Source organism: Microbacterium festucae (assembly GCF_025421715.1).
In the GTDB taxonomy this organism is placed as follows: Bacteria; Actinomycetota; Actinomycetes; order Actinomycetales; family Microbacteriaceae; genus Microbacterium; species Microbacterium festucae.
Genome location: NZ_JAOEFC010000004.1, coordinates 167,973 through 185,035, shown reverse-complemented (window position 1 = coordinate 185,035; position 17,063 = coordinate 167,973). Strand labels below are relative to the sequence as shown.

Sequence of the window (17,063 nt, the reverse complement as noted above, 5' to 3'; positions counted from 1 at the left end):
CGGTGAGGTCAGCGGATGAGCCATCCGCCGTCGACCGGGAGGATCGTCCCGGTGACGTAGGCGGCGGCATCCGAGGCGAGGAAGACGAAGGCGCCCTGCAGGTCGGCGGGGGTGCCCCAGCGTCCGGCGGGGATGCGGGAGAGGATCGACGCCGACCGGTCGGAGTCGGCCCGCAGCGGCGCGGTGTTGTCGGTGGCCATGTAGCCGGGGGCGACCGCGTTGACGGTGACGCCCGACGCCGCCCACTCGTTGGCGAACGCCTTGGTGAGGCCGGCGACGGCGTGCTTGGAGGCGGTGTAGCCGGGCACGAGGATGCCCCCCTGGAACGAGAGCATCGAGGCCACGTTGATGATGCGGCCCGAGCCCTGCGCGAGCATGTGGCGCCCGGCGGCCTGCGAGAGGTGGAACACCGAGTCGAGGTTGACGGCGAGCACCTCTTCCCAGTCGGCGACCGGATGCTCTGCCGCCGGGGCGCGGCGGATGGTGCCGGCGTTGTTGACGAGGATGTCGAGACGGCCGAAGGCGGCGACGGCCTCATCGATCGCACCGGCGAGGGCGGCGTGGTCAGCCTCGGCGAAGTCGCGCGAGAGGGTGTGCACCCGGCGCCCGGTGGCGCGGATGAGGTCGGCGGTCTCCGACGCGTCGCCACGGTCGATCAGCACGAGGTCGGCGCCGGCTTCGGCCAGCGCCAGGGCGGCGCCCTGGCCGAGGCCGCGGCTGGAGCCGGTCACCACGGCCACACGGCCGTCGAGGCGGAAGGTGTCGAGGATCATGCGGAGGCCTCCTGAGGGGCGATGAAGGTCGTGGTCAATTCGCCGATGCCCGAGATGCGCACCGTGACGGCGTCGCCGGGGGCGAGGGGACGGTGCGCGTCCTGGGCGGCGGGCAGCTTCTGCGGAGTGCCGGTGGAGATGACATCGCCCGGCTCGAGGGTCATCACCTGGCTGAGGTGGTGCACCACGAACGCGACGCTGAAGATGGTCGTCGCCGTCGACTGCGAGGCGGTGACCACCCCGTCGCGCACGACCTCGACGAGAACGTCCTGCGGGTCGGGGGCCGCGTCGGCGGTGATCACCCACGGCCCCAGCGGGGCGAAGCCGTCGAAGCACTTGCCCAGCGCCCACTGGCTCTGCTTGCGCTGCCACGAGCGGTCGGACACGTCGTTGAGCACGGTGTAGCCGCCGACGTGGTCGAGCGCGTCGGCGAGGGGCACCGCGTGGGCGCGGCGACCGATGACCACGGCGAGCTCGCCCTCGTAGTCGACGTCGTCGGCCACGGCCGGCACGACGACCGGGTCGCCGGGCCCGCCGACGGTGTTGGGGGTCTTCACGAACACGTCGGGCGAGGCGGGGTCGTCGGCGGTGGGGTCGACGCCGTCGGGCACGTGGCCGCGGTAGTTGTAGCCGAGGCACAGCAGCTTGCCCGGGCGCACCGGCGCGTCGAGGTCGAGGTCTGCCAGCGCGGGATCGCCCGCGGTGACGCGCGCCGTGTCGGCTCGGGCGCGCGCGGCGGGGTCGGCGAGGATGTCGACGACCCGGTCGCCGGCGTCGAGCAGGGCGACCCGCGGGGTGCCGTCGACCTCGTCGACGACGCCCGCGCGCGGCCCGGCGGCGGTGCGGACGGTGACGAGCCTCACCAGTAGCGCTTCCAGTCGGGGCGGGCGACGCGCATGAGCGCCTCGAGGTAGAAGTAGTCGCCCCACAGGGTGCCCTCGTCGACGCCGATGGACTTCGGGTAGTCGTAGACCGAGTGCAGGATGACGGCGTCGGAGGCGCCCGGCGTCGTCGGGGTGTAGTGCGCTATCAGCGACGCGAGGATCTCGTGCGCGGCGGTGCGCGCGGCGGCGGCGCGGGCGGGGTCGGACTCGACCTCGGCGAGCTCGAGCAGACCGCACACCGCGATCGCGCCCGACGAGCTGTCGCGCGGCTCGTCGCTGCCGTCGGTGTAGACCATGTCCCAGTAGGGCACCCGGTCGGCGGGCAGGAGCGAGAGGAAGCGGTCGGCGCAGCGGCGCGCGGCCGTGAGCAGCTCGGGATCGCCGGTGGCCCGGTGGTTCATCGCGAACCCGTAGATGCCCCACGCCTGCCCGCGCGCCCAGCACGAGTCGTCGAACGCGCCCTGGGCGGTCGACCCGCGCAGGGCCTCGCCGGTCTCGGCATCCCAGAAGAAGGTGTGGAAGGTGGTGTCGTCGTCGCGCAGGATGTGGGTGCGCAGCTGCGTCGTGTGCCGGCGTACCGCGTCGGCGAAGCGCTCCTGACGGGTCTGCTCGCCCGCCCATGTGAGCAGCGGCATGTTCATGAGGCTGTCGATGATGGTGCGGCCGCGCTGCTCGGGGTCGGACAGATCTCCCCACGCCTGCACGATGCCGGCCGGCTCGAGGAAGCGCCGCATGAGGTGGTCGGCGGCATCCAGCGCGGCCGCCCGGGCGTCGTCGTCGCCCAGCAGGCGCGCGGGGGCGACGCTGGCGAGCGTGTAGAGGAACCCGAGGTCGTGGGTGTCGAGGTCTTCCTCGTCGCGCACCCGGCGGGCGAAGTCGGCCGCGTAGGCCAGCCCCGCGTCGCGGAAGTACTCGTCGCCGGTGAGCTCCCACGCGATCCAGGTCATCCCGGCCCAGAAGCTCGTCGTCCAGCCGCGGTTCGCGCCCTCAGCGAAGGGTCCGGCGGCGGGGCGCAGCGGGTAGCGGTCGCCGGCGGTGGTGTCGTCGGGGTAGGTCACACCGAAAGCGGCGATGTTGCGACGCAGGGTGGTGAGCACGTCGGCGATCGCGCCGTCGACGCGGGTCTCGGTCGTCGCCCCGGAGGGCTGGGTCGAGGTCATCGTGGGGGTTCCTTACGGGGAGTTCAGGCCGTGGCGATCTCGGGCGTGCCGAGCACCGGGCGGAGGATGTAGCGCGCGTTGGCCCAGGCCACGTAGAGGGCGGGGGCGGCGGTCAGGCCGAGGGCGAAGGCGGGCGTCTGCGTGAACAGGGCGACCTGCATCGCGATCACCACGAGCGAGACGAGGGTGAAGACCCAGCGGCGCACCGCCAGGTACAGGCTCGCCCGCAGGATCTCGCGCAGCCGCGCCCCCGGCACCTCGGACAGCGCCACCAGGGCCACCAGGGCCGTGGCGACCGTGGCCACCGACAGCACCAGCAGCACCGGGACGATGACCACCGACAGCGCCGTGTCGGACAGCATCCGCACGTCGACCAGCAGCACCACGAGCACGGCGGTCGCCGCGGCGGCGATCGCCAGGGCCTTCACGAACACGCGCTTCCACGCCGCGACGTAGGTGCCGATGACCGACGGCTCGCCGTCGGCGTGGGCCCGGAATGTCGCGAACGCGGCGGCGAAGGCGGGACCGGCGACGGGGGCGGCCACCGCCAGCAGCGGCCACGACACCATCGGGTCGGTCGTCAGCAGCAGCACCACCAGCGGCAGCGAGGCCGCCGCCACCAGCATGTTGACCATCAGGCCCAGGTAGAGCACCCCGAGGATGCTCGCCCAGGTCGAGTGGGTGACGCGCTTCACGATCAGCCCTTCATCCCGCTGGTGGCGATGCCCTCGACGAAGTACTTCTGGCCGAGCAGGAAGATGATCGCGATCGGCACCACCGAGATGGTCAGGCCCGCGAACAGCAGCGCGTAGTTGGTGTCGTAGAGGTTGCTCACGAAGCTCTTGAGGCCCAGCTGGATCGTCCACAGGTCGGGGTTGCGCAGGTAGATGAGCGGCCCGAGGTAGTCGTTCCAGGTGTTGACGAAGGTCAGCAGCGTGAGGCTCGCGATGGCGGGGATCGACAGGGGCACCATGATGCGGCGCCAGATGCCGTACTCGCTCAGGCCGTCCAGGCGCGCCGCCTCGGAGAGCTCTTCGGGGATCGTCTCGTAGTACTGCTTCATGAGGAAGACGCCGAAGGCGCCGAAGGCCTGGATGAGGATGATCGCCCAGAGGGTGTTGGACACCTTCGCGTTGGACAGCAGGATGAACTGCGGGATCATGTACGACTGCCACGGCACGGCGATCGTGCCGATGTAGGCCAGGAACAGCACGTCGCGACCGGGGAAGCGGATGCGGGCGAAGCCGTAGGCGGCGAACGAGCCGGTGAGCACCTGCAGGAAGGTGACCACGACCGCCAGGAACAGCGTGTTGCGGATCCACACGAGCATGTTCGACTGCGACCAGATGTCGATGTAGTTCTGCCAGATGAAGACCTCGGGGAACCACTGGATCGGCACCGAGAAGACCTCGTTGGACGACTTGAGCGAGCTCATGAGCATCCAGAAGAACGGCATCAGCAGGCCGGCGGCGGCCGCGATGAGGGCGATGTAGCCGACGATGCGGCCGACACGGCGCAGCGGCGTCGTGCTCTCGGCGCGGCGGCGACGCGGCGACGGCTCTTCGGCCAGGTGCCGCAGCGCCCGACGGTCGTCGGCGGGAACGAGCAGATCGGTCATCAGGAGCTCCTCCGCTTGTTCCAGAAGAACTGGATGATGGTCACGACGATGCACAGGAAGAAGAGGGCGACGGCGGCGGCCGACGCGTAGCCGAACTGGCTCTCTTCGAAGCCCTTGCGGTAGATGAACTGCGAGATCACGAGCGTCGACTGGCCGGGGCCGCCGTCGGTCATGACCAGGATCAGATCGAAGATCTTGAACGAGTTGATCGTGAGCATCACGGTCACGAAGAACATGGTCGGGCGCAGGCACGGGATGGTGACGTTGCGGAAGCGCTGCCAGGCGTTGGCGCCGTCGACGCGGGCGGCCTCGTAGAGCTCACGCGGCACCGTCTGCAGGCCGGCGAGGAAGAGGATCATGTAGTAGCCCATGTCGCGCCACGTGCTGACGATGACCACCGCGGGCATCGCCCACTCGTTGGAGGTCAGCCACCCGGGAGGGTTCTCGAGGCCGATGGCGCGGAGGATCTGGTTGATCGGTCCGTAGTCGGGGCTGAACAGCAGGTTCCACACCACCGCGATCGCGACGATCGAGGTGATGTAGGGGAAGAATGCGGCGGTGCGGAAGAAGGCCACGCCGCGCAGCTTGTTGTTCAGCAGCAGTGCCAGACCGAGCGAGGCGACGATCGTCAGCGGGATGTGCAGCGCGGCGTAGTAGATCGTGTTCCAGAACGAGACCTGGAAGCTCCCGTCGCCCAGGAGGCGCTGGAAGTTGGCGAGTCCGATGAAATCGGCCTTGCCGAACACGTTCCAGTTCGTGAGCGACATGTAGAACAGCGTCACGACGGGGACGAGGGTGAGGATCGCGAAGCCGAGGAAGTTCGGCAGGATGAAGCTCCAGCCCAGCAGCGTGTTGCGCAGTGCCAGCTTCGATCGGCGGCGCTTCACGGGATCGGCGGCGCGAACCTCGGGGGCGGCGGTGGTCATGGGGTCTCCCAGGGGACGGAAAGTCAGGGGACGGAAAGTCGGCGGACGGGTGTCCGGGGTGCGGCCGGCGCGGGCGCGCCGCGCCGGCCGCAGGTGTCGGCGTCAGCCGATCGGAGGTCAGCCGACCTCGCTGGCCACGCGGGCCTCGGCGTCGCTGATCGCCTTGTCGACCGGGGTCGAGCCCGACAGGACCGCGGTGTGCAGGTCGTTGAGGATGCCCTGGATGGTCGCCGTCTTGTTCGACGTCGGGTTCTCCGGGTGCACCTCGGCGGTCGACCAGGCGAACTTCGACAGATCGTCCGAGGGCGAGCCCTCGACGGCGAAGTAGGCCTCGGTGGTCTCGTCGTCGGCGTAGGCCGGCGTGATGCCGATCGCGGCGAGCGCGGCGGCACCCTCGGCGCTGGCGGCGAAGGCGAGGAAGTCCTTGGCCGCCTGCACCTTGGCCTCGTCGATGTTCGCGTTGATCGACAGACCGGTCGGGTCGCCGAAGGTCACCGGGGTGTTGTCGGTGCCGGTGGTCGAGCTGTCGAGTTGCGGGATCGGCGCGATGCCCCACTCGAAGTCGTCGGCCTCGCCGGATGCCTGCTGCGAGATGAGCGTGGCGACGTACCAGGTGCCCATCGGCATCATCGCCGCCTTCTGCTTTCCGAACTCGCCCTGGTAGGTGAGCTGGTTGGCGCTGGAGGTGTTGAAGTCGATCTGGGCGCCGTCGTCCTGCAGCGCGAGCACGCGGTTGTAGAAGTCGGCGAGGTAGCCGTAGTCGCCCTCGAGGATGTCGGCATCCTCCTGCGCGTTGGCGAAGCCCTGCACGGTCGACTGCCAGCGGTGCTGGTAGGCGCCCTTCACCGAACCGCCGGCGGCGATCTCGGTGGCGGCCTTGTCGTAGTCCTCCCAGGTCCACGAGCCGTCGGGGTAGTCCACGCCCGCGGCGTCGAAGAGCGCCTTGTTGTAGAAGAGCACCCAGCGGTCCTGGCGGTAGGGCACACCGTAGGCGGTGCCGTCGACCTCGTACGAGGAGGCCCCGCCGATGCCGTCGGGCAGCGTCACGTCGGAGACGTCGAGCAGCTGGCCGCCCTCCTGGAAGGTCGTGACGAACTTGACCTCCTTCTGCGTGATGATGTCGGGGCCGACGCCGGCGGCGAGGTCGGCGGTCAGCAGGGTGTTGTACTCGGCGGCGTCGTACTCCTTGAGCTCGACGGTGACGTCGGGGTTCTTCTCGTGGAACGCGTCGGCGAGCACCTGGAACTCGGGGGTCGTCGACAGGCTCCAGCCCGAGAGGCTGAGGGTGACGGGGCCCGACGAGGCGGCGGGCTCGGAGGTGCCGCCGCCGCTGCACGCGGCGAGCGCGAGAGAGGCGACGACGGCCAGGCCGCCGGCTGCTGCGATCTTGCGGTTCATGTGACTGGGTGCTCCTTTGCGATTGCTGTCGGTCCCTGCAGTGGGCCCTCGGCTACCGGTCCGCCCCCATGGCGGGCCGGGGGTCTGTGCGGCGCGTGACGGTGCGGATGCCGTCGGGCCAGGTGATGGTGACGTCGGCGCCCTCGAGCGCGACGACGGGTGCGGCGGTCGGGGTGGTGCCGGTGAGCGCGATCGCGGTGACGACGGCGCGGCCCACGACGACCGGATACTCGGCGACCGGCACGAGCGAGGCCGCACCGAGCGGGCTGGCCTGGGTGCGCGAGACCAGCGAGAGCGTGGCGCCGGGGGTGAGCGCGTGCACCGTCGCGGTGATCTCGCCGGTGCGCGCCGTCGCGGCATCCGCCGTCTGCTCCCCGTCGACCTCGGCCGCGCTGAGCGCCCAGCCGCCGATGCGCAGGGAGGTCGGCGCCGCGCCTGCGGCGAGGGCGTCCACCTCGGCGATGCGCACCTCCCACGCGCCGCGCACGAGCGACCACACGGTGAGATCGCCCGCGGGGGTGACCTCGCCGGTGATGCCCGAGCCGTGACGCACCTGCACCGCGGCGGGGTCGATCCAGTGGGCACGGGCGGTGGAGGCGGCGATGCCCACCTCGCCGTCGATGCGCACGTCGATCAGCTCCATGGCGGCGCGGTGGGAGGCGCGCCCGGCCGCGTCGACGAGGGCGACCGACTGCTCGAGCGGCTCGACCCACGCGTCGCCGTTGAGGAGGGGCGCGGCGGCGGTGGCGTAGCCGATGCGCGCATAGAGCGGGGAGTCGCCCACGAGCGAGCCGGCGACGGCGTGGTCGGTGCCGTGATTGACGACGCGGACGATGCCGTCGGCGACGGTGCCCGAGACGACCCAGCCCGCGGGCGCCACGATGCGCAGATCGTCGTGGCGCTGCACCGGCAGCGGCTCGGCTGGGGCCGACCACACCGGGTGGTCGGCGGGCAGGGCGATGCCGAGCATCCCCTTGACCGCCCAGTAGGGCGAGCCCGGGCCCGAGTAGTTCTGTGCGAGGCGGCGCCATGGGCCGAACCAGCCGAGGGTGAGCAGGTCGTCGTCGTCGGGGGCTCCGCGCTCGGCGAAGTGGGAGACGATCGCCGATGCCGCCGCGCGCAGGCTTCCGAGCGGCACCGAGGGCACCTCGGCGAACACGCCGAGCCAGAACGGCGCGGCCGCGGCGAAGCGGTAGACGAGGCTGCGCCCCTGGATGAGCGGCGATCCGTCGCCGCCGACCAGGGCGAGCGCGTCGTCGAGGAAGCGGTCGAGGGCGGCCACATCGCGCGGGGTGCGGCCGCCCGCCAGGTCTGCGGCCCCCTGCATCCGCGACCAGAGCACCGGGTAGACGTGCAGGGCCCAGCCGACGTAGTGGTCGTACGAGCGCTCGTCGCCGTCGGAGAGCCAGCCGTCGCCGCGCACGAACGAGTCGTGACGGGCGAGGTCGGCGGCGATGTCGGCGGCCGACCAGGGCCCGCCCACCGAGCGCAGGAAGGTCTGCACCACGAGGCGGAACCAGACCCAGTTGGTCTGCGGGTAGGTGTCGTCGCCGACGACGGGGGCGAAGTAGTCGATGACCCGCTGCCGGGTGAGCTCGTCGAGTGCGTCCCAGATCCAGGGGCGCGTCATGTCGAGGATGAGGGCGATCGAGGCGGCCTCGACCTTGGCCTGCGCGTGCTCGTCGAGCCGCACCCAGCGGTTGGGGTTCGTCGGGTCGACGCCGGCGGCGATGCCGCGGGAGTAGTCGGCGATCAGCTGGTCGACCCCCTCGCCGCGGGCCCCCGTGATGCGGAAGCCGGCGAGCAGGAACGTGCGCGCGAAGCCCTCGAGGCCGTCGACGGCGGTGCCGTAGCCGCCGGCGTCGCCGGGCGGGGTGATGCGGGCGAAGTCGTCGGACGCCCAGCGACGCGCACCCGCCAGCAGGCGGTCGGCGTGGGCGAGCCACTGGTCGCGCGTCCAGTCATGGGCGAGCGTGCGACTCGGCGCCGATGCGGGCTGCGGGTGGACCACGACTTCTCCTTTGAAGGTCTGTCAGCTCGAGCACGCGCTCGAACACTTCAGGAGATTAGCAATCTGTTTCGCACATCACAAGTGGTTGTTTGAGTTTATCTGATCGTTTATGATCGGTTAGGAGACGAGGTCTCCGCTCGGAGCATGTCTCGACGACGAGAAAGGATGCCATGGACGGCACCCCCGCGTTCCGCGGTCCGCTCGCGGCGGCGCTGCCCGCCGGGTGGCTCGAGCTGCTGTCCGCCCCCTCGGATGCGCTGCCCCTCACTCCGGCATCCGATCGCTCGGTGTGGGCGGCGGCCGACCCGGCCACCGTGGCCGCGCTGACGCTGGTGGCGGACGGCGAGCGCGGCACACCGTGGCCGCAGCCGCTGGCCAGTCAGGCCGCCCGCGTGCACCGCGACGGCGACCGCGAGGTCTGGGAGCGTCCCGCCTTCGAGCGTCAGCGCCGCCTCACCCGGGCCGCGGCGATGGCCGCGATCACCGCGGCGCCGGAATGGCTCGACGAGGTCGCCGACGGCATCGTGCTGCTGTGCGAGCAGTCGTCGTGGTGCTGGCCCGCCCATGACGACACCGCCGAACGCCACGGCGCGGTGCTGGCCACCACCACCGACCCCTTCGTCGACCTCGGCGCCGGCGAAGCGGTCGCCCAGCTCGCCTGGATCGACCAGCTGCTGGGCGACGCACTCGACGAGCGCTACCCGGGGCTGCGCGCCCGCATCCGCGTCGAGGCGCGCACGCGCGTGTTCGCCCCGTTCCTCGCACGCCGCGACTGGCACTGGATCGGCCGGGACGAAACCCCCCACAACTGGAACCCCTGGATCCACGGCAACGTGCTGGTCGCCGCACTGCGCCTGCTCGACGCCCCCGACGAGCGGGCCGAGCGTGAGCAGGTCGTGGCCCTGGCCGTCGAAGGACTCGACCGCTACGTGGCCGCTCTTCCCGACGACGGCGCCATCGACGAGGGCTACGAGTACTGGTGGAACGGGGCATGCCGCGCCCTGGAGGCCCTCGACGTGCTCGGTCACGCCACCGGCGACCGCGTGCAGCCGGCCGCGGCCGTGCCGGCCCTGCGGGCGACCGTCGCCTTCCCCCACCGCATGGCCCTCGGCGACGGGTGGTACCTCAACCTCGCCGACGGGCAGGCCCGGCCCGTCGAGCCGAAGATCTGGCACGCGCTCCACCGGGCGGCCGTGCGCGCCGGCGACGAGCAGGCGCGCGATCACGCCGCCGCGCAGCGCCGCCCCGGGCAGCCCGTGGCCAGCGAGCACTCCGGAGCCGGGCGACTGCTGCGCGCGATGAGCGACCCGCAGTGGCTCGCCGCCGAGCCGGCGGGCGAGCCGTTGCCCGACACCGTGTGGCTGCCGTCGGTGCAGGTGCTGCTGGCGCGCGAGCGCGCGGGCACCGCCGCCGGCCTCACCCTCGCGATCAAGGGCGGCCACAACGGCGAGAACCACAACCACAACGACGTCGGCTCGTTTGTGGTCGCCAGCGACGGGGTGCCGGTGCTCGTCGACGCCGGCCGCCCCACCTACACGAAGCAGACCTTCGGGCCGCACCGCTACGACATCTGGACCATGCAGAGCGACTGGCACAACGTGCCGCGGGTCGCCGGCACCGCGCAGAACCCGGGGCACCGGTTCGGGGCGCGCGCTGTGACCGCCCGCCCCGACGAGGCGGCCCTGTCGCTCGACATCGCCGGCGCCTACGGCCTGGCCGAGGGCACCCGCCTCGTGCGCACGGCCCGCCTCGACCGCGCCGCCCGTCGCGTGTCGATCACCGACGTGTGGCCGGAGGGCGAGGCGGCGCCGGTCACCGAGCACCTCATCGTCGCCGGCGACGTGGAGCTCCTGCAGGGCGGCGCGCGCATCCGCCCGCTCGCCGGCGCCACCCCGGTGCGCCTGCACTGGACGCCCGGCCTCGCCGCCCGCACCGAGGTGCGCGCGCTCGAGGACCCGATGCTCACCGCGGTATGGGGAACCCACCTCACCCGCATCCGGATCGATGTCACTGCAGGCGGTCGGTTCGACCTGACGGTAGAAAGAGACGAAGTGATCGCCGAGGACGACGAATGACCGACCAGAACTCCCCCGCCCTGCTGGGCGCGGAGCGCCGTGCCCACGTGCTGACGGCGCTCGCCCGCGACGGCGTGGTGCGCATCGCGCAGCTCATCGACGAGCTCGACGTCACCCCCGTGACGCTGCGGCGCGACCTGGCGCAGATGGAGCGCGAGGGTCTGCTCGTGCGCGTGCACGGCGGCGCCGTGCCCCCCGAAGGCGGCGTCGCGCCGACCGCAACCGCGGTGCCGGCGGCCGACGGCGCCATCGCGGTGCTCGTGCCGTCGCTGAACTACTACTGGCCCGGTGTCATCCGGGGCATGGAGGCCGAGGCCCGCGACCGCGGGTTCAAGGTGCTGCTGCGCGGTGCCTCCTACGAGCTCCAGGACGAACGCCCGGTGCTGGAGCGCCTCGTGGCCAGCGAACAGCTCAGCGGCCTGATCGTCGCGCCCAACACCGACACCGCCCACGCGCAGGACGTCATCCAGTGGCTCGCCGACTCGGGGCTGCCCTACGTGCTCGTCGAACGCGACGCCGTCGCGATGCCCTCGGCCGAGCCGGTCGAATCGGTCACCACCGACCACGCGCTGGGGGCCGTGCTGGCCGCCCGCCACCTCGCCGAACTCGGTCACCGCCGCGTCGGGCTCGTCCTCTCGCGCAACTCCCCCACCTCCCGCAAGATCGCCGCGGGCTGGCACGCCGCCTGCACCGACCTCGGGCTCAGCCCGGTGCGCCACCTCGAGCGCATCCTGCCCGACCGGTCGAGCGCCGACTTCTCGGCATCCGTCGACGCGGCGCTGGACTCGGTGCTCGAGGCGGGCATCACGGGCCTGCTGGTGCACTCCGACCCCGAGGCGATGGCCGTCGTCGACCTCGCGATGAACCGGGGCATCTCAGTGCCGCGCGACCTGTCGATCGTCGCCTACGACGACGAGGTCGCCCAGCTGTTCACGCCCGCCCTCACCGCGGTGAGCCCGCCGCGGGCCACCGTGGGACACGCCGCGATCGAACTGCTGGCCGGCCGCATCGCGCACCCCGACCGGGCGCTGCGTCGCGTGCTGCTGAGCCCGCGGCTCATCGTGCGCGAGAGCACCGCGGCCCCGCGGGCGACATGACCGTCGACCCGTTCCAGCACTCACCGTGGGACTTCTGGTCGCGCGCCGACGACGCCGCCCGCGAGCGCCAGCGTGAGGCGCAGCGGCAGCTGCTGGCCGCCCACCCCGACTGGCGTTTCGGCGACGACTGCTTCGTCTCCGACCTCGCCTCGGTCGATGCCGACGCGCTCTCCCTCGGCGCGCGCACCTACCTCGCCGCCGGCGCCTACCTCACCGGCACGGTCGCCCTCGGCCGCGATGTGAGCGTCAACGCCTACACCGTGGTGCGCGGCGACGTGACCATCGGCGACGCCGTGCGCATCGGGGCGCACACGTCCATCCTCGGCTTCAACCACACCATGAGCGACCCCGACATCGAGGTGCGCCGGCAGCCGCTCACCTCGAAGGGCATCCGCATCGGCGACGACGTGTGGATCGGCTCGCACGTGGTCGTGCTCGACGGCATCACCGTCGGCGCGAAGGCGGTGCTGGCCGCGGGCGCCGTCGTCACGAAAGACGTTCCGGCCGGCGCGGTCGTCGGCGGCACCCCCGCACGCGTGCTGAAGTGGCGCGTGCCCCCGGCATCCGGTCTGCCGGGTGGGTCGGTCGGCTCTACGGGGGCCGGGGCGGGGGCGGGCGGCGATCTGGTCGCCCGGCTGCGCGCGTTCGGCGACGCCGCGCGCGCCGATGCCGACCGGCTGCTCGCGCGGGCGTGGAACCCGGATGCCGGCCTGTTCGCCGACCGACCGGGCACCGCCCCGACCGTGCGCGCCCAGTGCGACGCGATCGAGCTGTCCGACCTGCTGCGCGGTGCCGCACCCGCTCAGCTGCCCGATCCGGTGGGCCTGCTGCGCGGCTGGCAAGACCCGGTCACCGGCCGCGTCGGCCGTCTCGACGCCGCCGGCGCCGTCGCCGCGCTCCCGGCCGATGACGGCGACGCCGCCTATCACGTGCTCTGCGTGGGCTACGCGCTCGATCTGCTGGGCTCCGCGTTCCGCGCGCCGCTGACCCTCATCACCGATGCCGACCCCGGTGGCCTCGTCGCCTTCCTCGACGCCCTGCCGTGGGACGGCGGCGCGTGGAACGCCGGGCACTGGGTGGATGCCGTCGGCACCGCGCTCCTGTGGACCCGTCGCCGCGGCGACGCCGTGCCGGCCGGGGTGCCCGAGGCGCTCGTCGGGTGGCTGGCCACCCGCGTCGACCCGCGCACGGGGCTGTGGGGCTCGGCCGCGCCGGGAGAGGGCGACCTCGAACCGGTCAACGGGTTCTATCGCGCCAGCCGCGGCACGCTCGCCCAGTTCGGCCTTCCGGTGCCGCATCCGGAGCGCGTGATCGACACGGTGCTCGCGCACGCCCGCGACCCGCGGTGGTTCACCGACGACCGGCTCGACGCGTGCAACGTGCTCGACATCGCGCATCCGCTCTGGCTCACCCGCGCCTCCGGCCACCGCGCCGACGAGGTGCGCACCCTGGCGACCGCCCACCTCGACGGAGCGCTCCGCCGCTGGGTCGACGGCGCCGGCTTCGCCTTCCGCGTCGGCGGCGATCCCGGGCTGCAGGGCACCGAGATGTGGCTGGCGATCATCTGGTACCTCGCCGACCTGCTCGGCCACGCCCCCGCCCTCGGCTACCGCCCCCGCGGCGTCCACCGCCCCTCCCCCGCCGACACCCTCCCCTGAGGTGGGGCTGGGGTCTGGGGGTGAGGGGGCTGGGGTCCGGGGTCGGGGGCCCCGGTGCCGTATGCCCCGGGCTGCTCCGCCCCCCTGCGCCGACTGCACGGCTTACCGCCGAACGCACGGCCGCGAGCCCGCGCGTATGCCGTTCGCTCGGCGCTACCTCGTGCACTCGGCGCCCGGTGGCTGGCGGTCGGGGCCGGAGGGTGATGGCATCCGACGGCGCGGCCGCGGCCGGCCGCCAGCTCAGAGTACGTGGAGCGGCACGCGCACCCCGAGCCCCACCCCTCGCCGACTGCACGGCTTACCACCCAGCGCACGACCTTTGATCGGTGCGGATGCCGTTCACTCGGCGCTACCTCGTGCAGTCGGCGCGGGGGGGGGCGGGGGCGGGGCCGAGCAGGGTTGCGGGCGCGACGGCATGCGGGGCGCGGCACAGACCGGGCCGACAGCTCACCGCATCCGAAACGGCACGAACACGCCGAGCCCCACGCCGAGCCCTTCGCCGAGCCCTTCGCCGAGCCCTTCGCCGAGTGCACGGCTTACTGCCCGATGCACGACCTGAAGCGCGTGCGGATGCCGTTCACTCGGCTCTACCTCGTGCACTCGGCGCACAACGGGCACCGAGACCCAGCACCAGCACCAGCACCAGCACCCTCACCCCAGGGCGGCGCGCCAGTCGTCGAGGAGGCGGGCGATGGTGCGGGTCTGCGACCACGGGATCTCGGGGGCTTCGGTGCGGCCGTCGCGGAGCGCGCGGATCGTGGCGTCGGCTTCGGCGGCCATCGGGCTGACGGTGCCGGTGCGGACGGCCTCGGTCGAGCCGTCGGGGCGGCGGATCAGGGCCTCGTCGGCCGAGTCGGTGCGGCTGCCCCACACGTTCGGGATCTCGAGGTCGCCGGCGGTGCCGCGGATCACGACGCGGCGGGGCGTGTCGGCGGTGATCGCGCAGCGCACGCGCGCGCGGATGCCGTCGAGGTCGAGCACCGCGTCGGCCTGTTCGTCGACCTGGTCGACGACACCGTCGGCGGAGACGAGCCGGGCTTCGCCGGAGCGTCCGGCCCAGGCGGCGATGCCGACGGCGAGGGAGATCGGGTAGCAGCCGACGTCGAGGATCGCCCCACCGGCGGTCTCGGGGTCGAACAGGCGCCCGGTGCGCTCTCCGGCGCGGAAGCCGAGGCTCGCTTCGATCTCGGTCACCTCGCCGATCGCGCCCTCCGCCAGCAGCGCGCGCAGGCGGTCGGGGAACGGCCCGAACCGGTACTTGAACGCCTCGACGACGGGGAGGCCGACGCGGGCGGCGTGCTGCAGCACGGCATCCGTGTCGGCGGGGCTCGTGGTCAGCGGCTTCTCGCAGAGCACCGCCTTGCCGGCATCGAGCGCGGCGTGGGCGAGCTCGGCGTGGGTGGTGTGCACGGTGCCGATGTAGACGGCGTCGACGTCGTCGCGGGCGAGGATCTCGTCGTACGTGCCCGCGACGGGCGCGCCGTGCTCGTCGGCGAACGCGCGGGCACGGCCGGCATCGCGGCTGCCGACCGCGTGCAGCGCGCCGAGGCGGGCGAAGGGCAGCGCGGTGACGAAATCACCCGAGATGCCGCCGGGACCGAGAACCGCCCAGCGGGCTCCATCACTCATCACTCCACCGTATCGGGCTCGAACCGCACCAGCAGCCAGACCGCGACGACCACCTCGACGGCTGCGAACACGCCCCACGCGAGCGTCGCCTCGGGCCGCTCGAGGGTGCCGCCCGGCAGGAGCGGGTTGTCGCCGGCACCGGCCACGGCCAGCGGCGTGGTGAGGGGCACCGCGACGAGCAGGGGCAGGATGCCGCTGGCGAAGGCCCGGTCGATGACGGTCCACCCGGCGGTGCGCCACAGCAGCACGATGCCCGTCGCCCAGAGGGCGAGCGCCCCCAGCGCACCGAGAGCCCAGAGGGCTCCCGCCGGCTCGAAGCGGGCCATGAGCAGCAGCGGGAAGCCGAGCGCCCCGACCACGACGAGCAGCACCACTGCGAGCGCCTGCGGCCGCCGCATCCGCAGCGCCGCGTCTCGGCCCGGCGCGCGGAAGGCGACGGCGGCGACGACCGCGTGGGCGAGCAGCGCCGGGATCACCCCCTGGATGAGCAGCTGCGCCGCCGGCGGCGCCGCGATGCCGATGAACGGCTGATCGCACGCGTACGCCGTCGAGCTCGCCGTCGCGACGACCGAGCAGATGAACCCGCCGGGCGTGATGAGCACGGTGGCCAGCAGGGTCAGCGCGACCGCAACGCTCAGCAGCGTGCCGACGACGGATGCCGTGCGCGACCACCCCCGCGAGCGCCACTGCACGACGGCTCCGACAGTCAGGGCGATGGCCGCGGCGAGGATGCCGGTAAAGAAGGAGCGCGGCGCGGCGTTGAGCGCCCACGGCCCGAACGCGGCGACGGCCACGGTGGGAGCGGCGATCACGGTCACCAGCGCGGGTCGCCCGTCGATCCAGCCGCGCGCGCCGCCGCGCGTCGCACCCCCCGCGCCGACCCCCACGCCGACCCGCGCCCCCACCCCCGAGCGCGCGCCCGACAGCCCGCGCACGAGCAGCCAGATCCCGGCGATCACCGGCAGGATCAGGCTCACGACGATGAGCGCGTGCCCGGCGCCGACCACCCCGAGGGCGGGGGCGACGGCCACGCTCAGCAGGGTCGCCGGCCACACCGCCGTGCCGATGATCTTGTCGGCCCGGGTCCACCGGGTGGTGCTCCACAGCAGGATCATCGCGGCCGCCCAGCCGACGAGGGTGAAGACGAACGTGCCGATGGTCAGCAGCAGCACGGCCACGCCCACCGCGGCCGCGGAGTCGACGAACCGGCCGTGCGGCGGGGCGGCCGGCGCCGGTCGCGGCTCGACGGCCGCGGCGATCAGCGCGGGATCGCCGAGATCGGCGATGACCTCGTCGACCGCGCTGCCGTCGGCGACGGCCTCGCGCACGTGGTCGGCGACCCCCTGCAGCACGGCGTCGGCGGCGTCGGGGTCGACGGCGGCGACCTCGCGGTGCAGCTCGAGGAGGTAGGCGCGCACCCGCGGGTCGCGCAGCACCTGGTCGACGTCGGTCATGTCTGGGCCTCTTCCCCGTCTCGTGGCGCGCCGGCGAGGGCCTGGTCGACGGATGCCGAGACCTCGCGCCACGTGTGCTCGAACCCTGCCACCGCGTCGCGGCCGGCATCGGTGAGCCGGTAGTAGCGCCGCGGCGGACCGCTGGCCGACTCGACCCAGTGCGTCTGCACCCACCCCGACTCGCGCAGCCGCGACAGCAGCGGATACAGCGACCCCTCGCTGGCGAGCAGCCCCAGGGCGGTCAGCTGCCGGGCGAGGTCACGACCGTAGACGTCGCCGCCGCGCATCACCGCGAGCGCGCACCACTCGAGCACCCCCTTGCGGAGGTTGGTCTGCACGCGATCCGCCGGATACATGCATCACAAGGTACCCGGCGATCC

The 17,063-nt window shown here is 72.9% G+C and carries 14 protein-coding genes; 3 read left to right on the top strand and 11 right to left on the bottom strand.

Annotation, left to right across the window (positions count from 1 at the left end; genetic code table 11):
* Positions 1 to 8: 8 nt before the first annotated feature.
* From kduD to N3K63_RS13605, 8 genes are all read right to left on the bottom strand, one after another.
* Positions 9 to 773 carry a 2-dehydro-3-deoxy-D-gluconate 5-dehydrogenase KduD gene (kduD, locus tag N3K63_RS13640; RefSeq protein WP_315943093.1) on the bottom strand — a complete coding sequence of 255 codons (765 nt, stop codon included), beginning with the start codon at positions 771 to 773 and terminating at the stop codon, positions 9 to 11.
* The gene (locus tag N3K63_RS13635) at positions 770 to 1,636 is read right to left on the bottom strand and encodes a fumarylacetoacetate hydrolase family protein (protein WP_261580741.1); all 867 of its coding nucleotides are present in this window, start codon (positions 1,634 to 1,636) and stop codon (positions 770 to 772) included. The genes kduD and N3K63_RS13635 overlap by 4 nt, the downstream gene beginning before the upstream one ends.
* Positions 1,633 to 2,817, bottom strand: a complete 1,185-nt coding sequence (locus tag N3K63_RS13630; protein WP_261580740.1) for a glycoside hydrolase family 88 protein — start codon at positions 2,815 to 2,817, stop codon at positions 1,633 to 1,635. Before N3K63_RS13630 ends, N3K63_RS13635 begins: the two co-directional genes overlap by 4 nt.
* Positions 2,818 to 2,840: 23 nt before the next feature.
* Positions 2,841 to 3,512, bottom strand: a complete 672-nt coding sequence (locus tag N3K63_RS13625) for a DUF624 domain-containing protein (RefSeq protein ID WP_261580739.1) — start codon at positions 3,510 to 3,512, stop codon at positions 2,841 to 2,843.
* Positions 3,513 to 3,514: 2 nt separating this feature from the next.
* Entirely contained in the window at positions 3,515 to 4,435 is a 921-nt protein-coding gene (locus tag N3K63_RS13620; protein WP_261580738.1) for a carbohydrate ABC transporter permease, read from the bottom strand.
* Positions 4,435 to 5,361 (bottom strand): carbohydrate ABC transporter permease, encoded by a 927-nt coding sequence (locus N3K63_RS13615; RefSeq protein ID WP_261580737.1) that lies wholly within the window; start codon positions 5,359 to 5,361, stop codon positions 4,435 to 4,437. Before N3K63_RS13615 ends, N3K63_RS13620 begins: the two co-directional genes overlap by 1 nt.
* A 117-nt stretch (positions 5,362 to 5,478) precedes the next feature.
* The gene (locus tag N3K63_RS13610; protein ID WP_261580736.1) at positions 5,479 to 6,759 is read right to left on the bottom strand and encodes an ABC transporter substrate-binding protein; all 1,281 of its coding nucleotides are present in this window, start codon (positions 6,757 to 6,759) and stop codon (positions 5,479 to 5,481) included.
* Between the two features lie 52 nt (positions 6,760 to 6,811).
* Complete coding sequence (locus N3K63_RS13605; protein ID WP_261580735.1) at positions 6,812 to 8,770, bottom strand: DUF2264 domain-containing protein; 1,959 nt, start codon at positions 8,768 to 8,770, stop codon at positions 6,812 to 6,814.
* Positions 8,771 to 8,940: 170 nt separating this feature from the next.
* On the opposite strand from N3K63_RS13605, the gene N3K63_RS13600 reads away from it, so the two are divergent.
* The 3 genes from N3K63_RS13600 to N3K63_RS13590 are packed head-to-tail and all read left to right on the top strand — an operon-like array spanning position 8,941 to position 13,600.
* Complete coding sequence (locus N3K63_RS13600) at positions 8,941 to 10,845, top strand: heparinase II/III-family protein (RefSeq protein ID WP_261580734.1); 1,905 nt, start codon at positions 8,941 to 8,943, stop codon at positions 10,843 to 10,845.
* On the top strand, positions 10,842 to 11,942 hold the full coding sequence (locus N3K63_RS13595) for a substrate-binding domain-containing protein (protein WP_261580732.1): 1,101 nt from the start codon (positions 10,842 to 10,844) through the stop codon (positions 11,940 to 11,942). The genes N3K63_RS13600 and N3K63_RS13595 overlap by 4 nt, the downstream gene beginning before the upstream one ends.
* The gene (locus N3K63_RS13590) at positions 11,939 to 13,600 is read left to right on the top strand and encodes an acyltransferase (protein WP_261580731.1); all 1,662 of its coding nucleotides are present in this window, start codon (positions 11,939 to 11,941) and stop codon (positions 13,598 to 13,600) included. The genes N3K63_RS13595 and N3K63_RS13590 overlap by 4 nt, the downstream gene beginning before the upstream one ends.
* Before the next feature lie 651 nt (positions 13,601 to 14,251).
* Here the strand turns inward: N3K63_RS13590 and N3K63_RS13585 are convergent.
* From N3K63_RS13585 to N3K63_RS13575, 3 genes are read right to left on the bottom strand one after another with little or no spacing between them, the layout of a single operon-like run.
* Positions 14,252 to 15,229, bottom strand: coding sequence for a Gfo/Idh/MocA family protein (locus N3K63_RS13585; protein ID WP_261580730.1), 978 nt, complete (start codon positions 15,227 to 15,229; stop codon positions 14,252 to 14,254).
* Positions 15,229 to 16,683 carry an HAAS signaling domain-containing protein gene (locus N3K63_RS13580; RefSeq protein ID WP_261580728.1) on the bottom strand — a complete coding sequence of 485 codons (1,455 nt, stop codon included), beginning with the start codon at positions 16,681 to 16,683 and terminating at the stop codon, positions 15,229 to 15,231. The genes N3K63_RS13585 and N3K63_RS13580 overlap by 1 nt, the downstream gene beginning before the upstream one ends.
* Positions 16,680 to 17,039, bottom strand: a complete 360-nt coding sequence (locus N3K63_RS13575) for a PadR family transcriptional regulator (RefSeq protein WP_261580727.1) — start codon at positions 17,037 to 17,039, stop codon at positions 16,680 to 16,682. Before N3K63_RS13575 ends, N3K63_RS13580 begins: the two co-directional genes overlap by 4 nt.
* Positions 17,040 to 17,063 lie beyond the last annotated feature (24 nt).

Excerpts from the sequence above, each read along its gene's own strand:
- kduD (WP_315943093.1), bottom strand. The coding sequence starts at position 773 with ATGATCCTCGACACCTTCCGCCTCGACGGCCGTGTGGCCGTGGTGACC.
- N3K63_RS13630 (WP_261580740.1), bottom strand. The coding sequence starts at position 2,817 with ATGACCTCGACCCAGCCCTCCGGGGCGACGACCGAGACCCGCGTCGAC.
- N3K63_RS13620 (WP_261580738.1), bottom strand. The coding sequence starts at position 4,435 with ATGACCGATCTGCTCGTTCCCGCCGACGACCGTCGGGCGCTGCGGCAC.
- N3K63_RS13615 (WP_261580737.1), bottom strand. The coding sequence starts at position 5,361 with ATGACCACCGCCGCCCCCGAGGTTCGCGCCGCCGATCCCGTGAAGCGC.
- N3K63_RS13610 (WP_261580736.1), bottom strand. The coding sequence starts at position 6,759 with ATGAACCGCAAGATCGCAGCAGCCGGCGGCCTGGCCGTCGTCGCCTCT.
- N3K63_RS13600 (WP_261580734.1), top strand. The coding sequence starts at position 8,941 with ATGGACGGCACCCCCGCGTTCCGCGGTCCGCTCGCGGCGGCGCTGCCC.
- N3K63_RS13595 (WP_261580732.1), top strand. The coding sequence starts at position 10,842 with ATGACCGACCAGAACTCCCCCGCCCTGCTGGGCGCGGAGCGCCGTGCC.
- N3K63_RS13590 (WP_261580731.1), top strand. The coding sequence starts at position 11,939 with ATGACCGTCGACCCGTTCCAGCACTCACCGTGGGACTTCTGGTCGCGC.
- N3K63_RS13585 (WP_261580730.1), bottom strand. The coding sequence starts at position 15,229 with ATGAGTGATGGAGCCCGCTGGGCGGTTCTCGGTCCCGGCGGCATCTCG.
- N3K63_RS13580 (WP_261580728.1), bottom strand. The coding sequence starts at position 16,683 with ATGACCGACGTCGACCAGGTGCTGCGCGACCCGCGGGTGCGCGCCTAC.
- N3K63_RS13575 (WP_261580727.1), bottom strand. The coding sequence starts at position 17,039 with ATGTATCCGGCGGATCGCGTGCAGACCAACCTCCGCAAGGGGGTGCTC.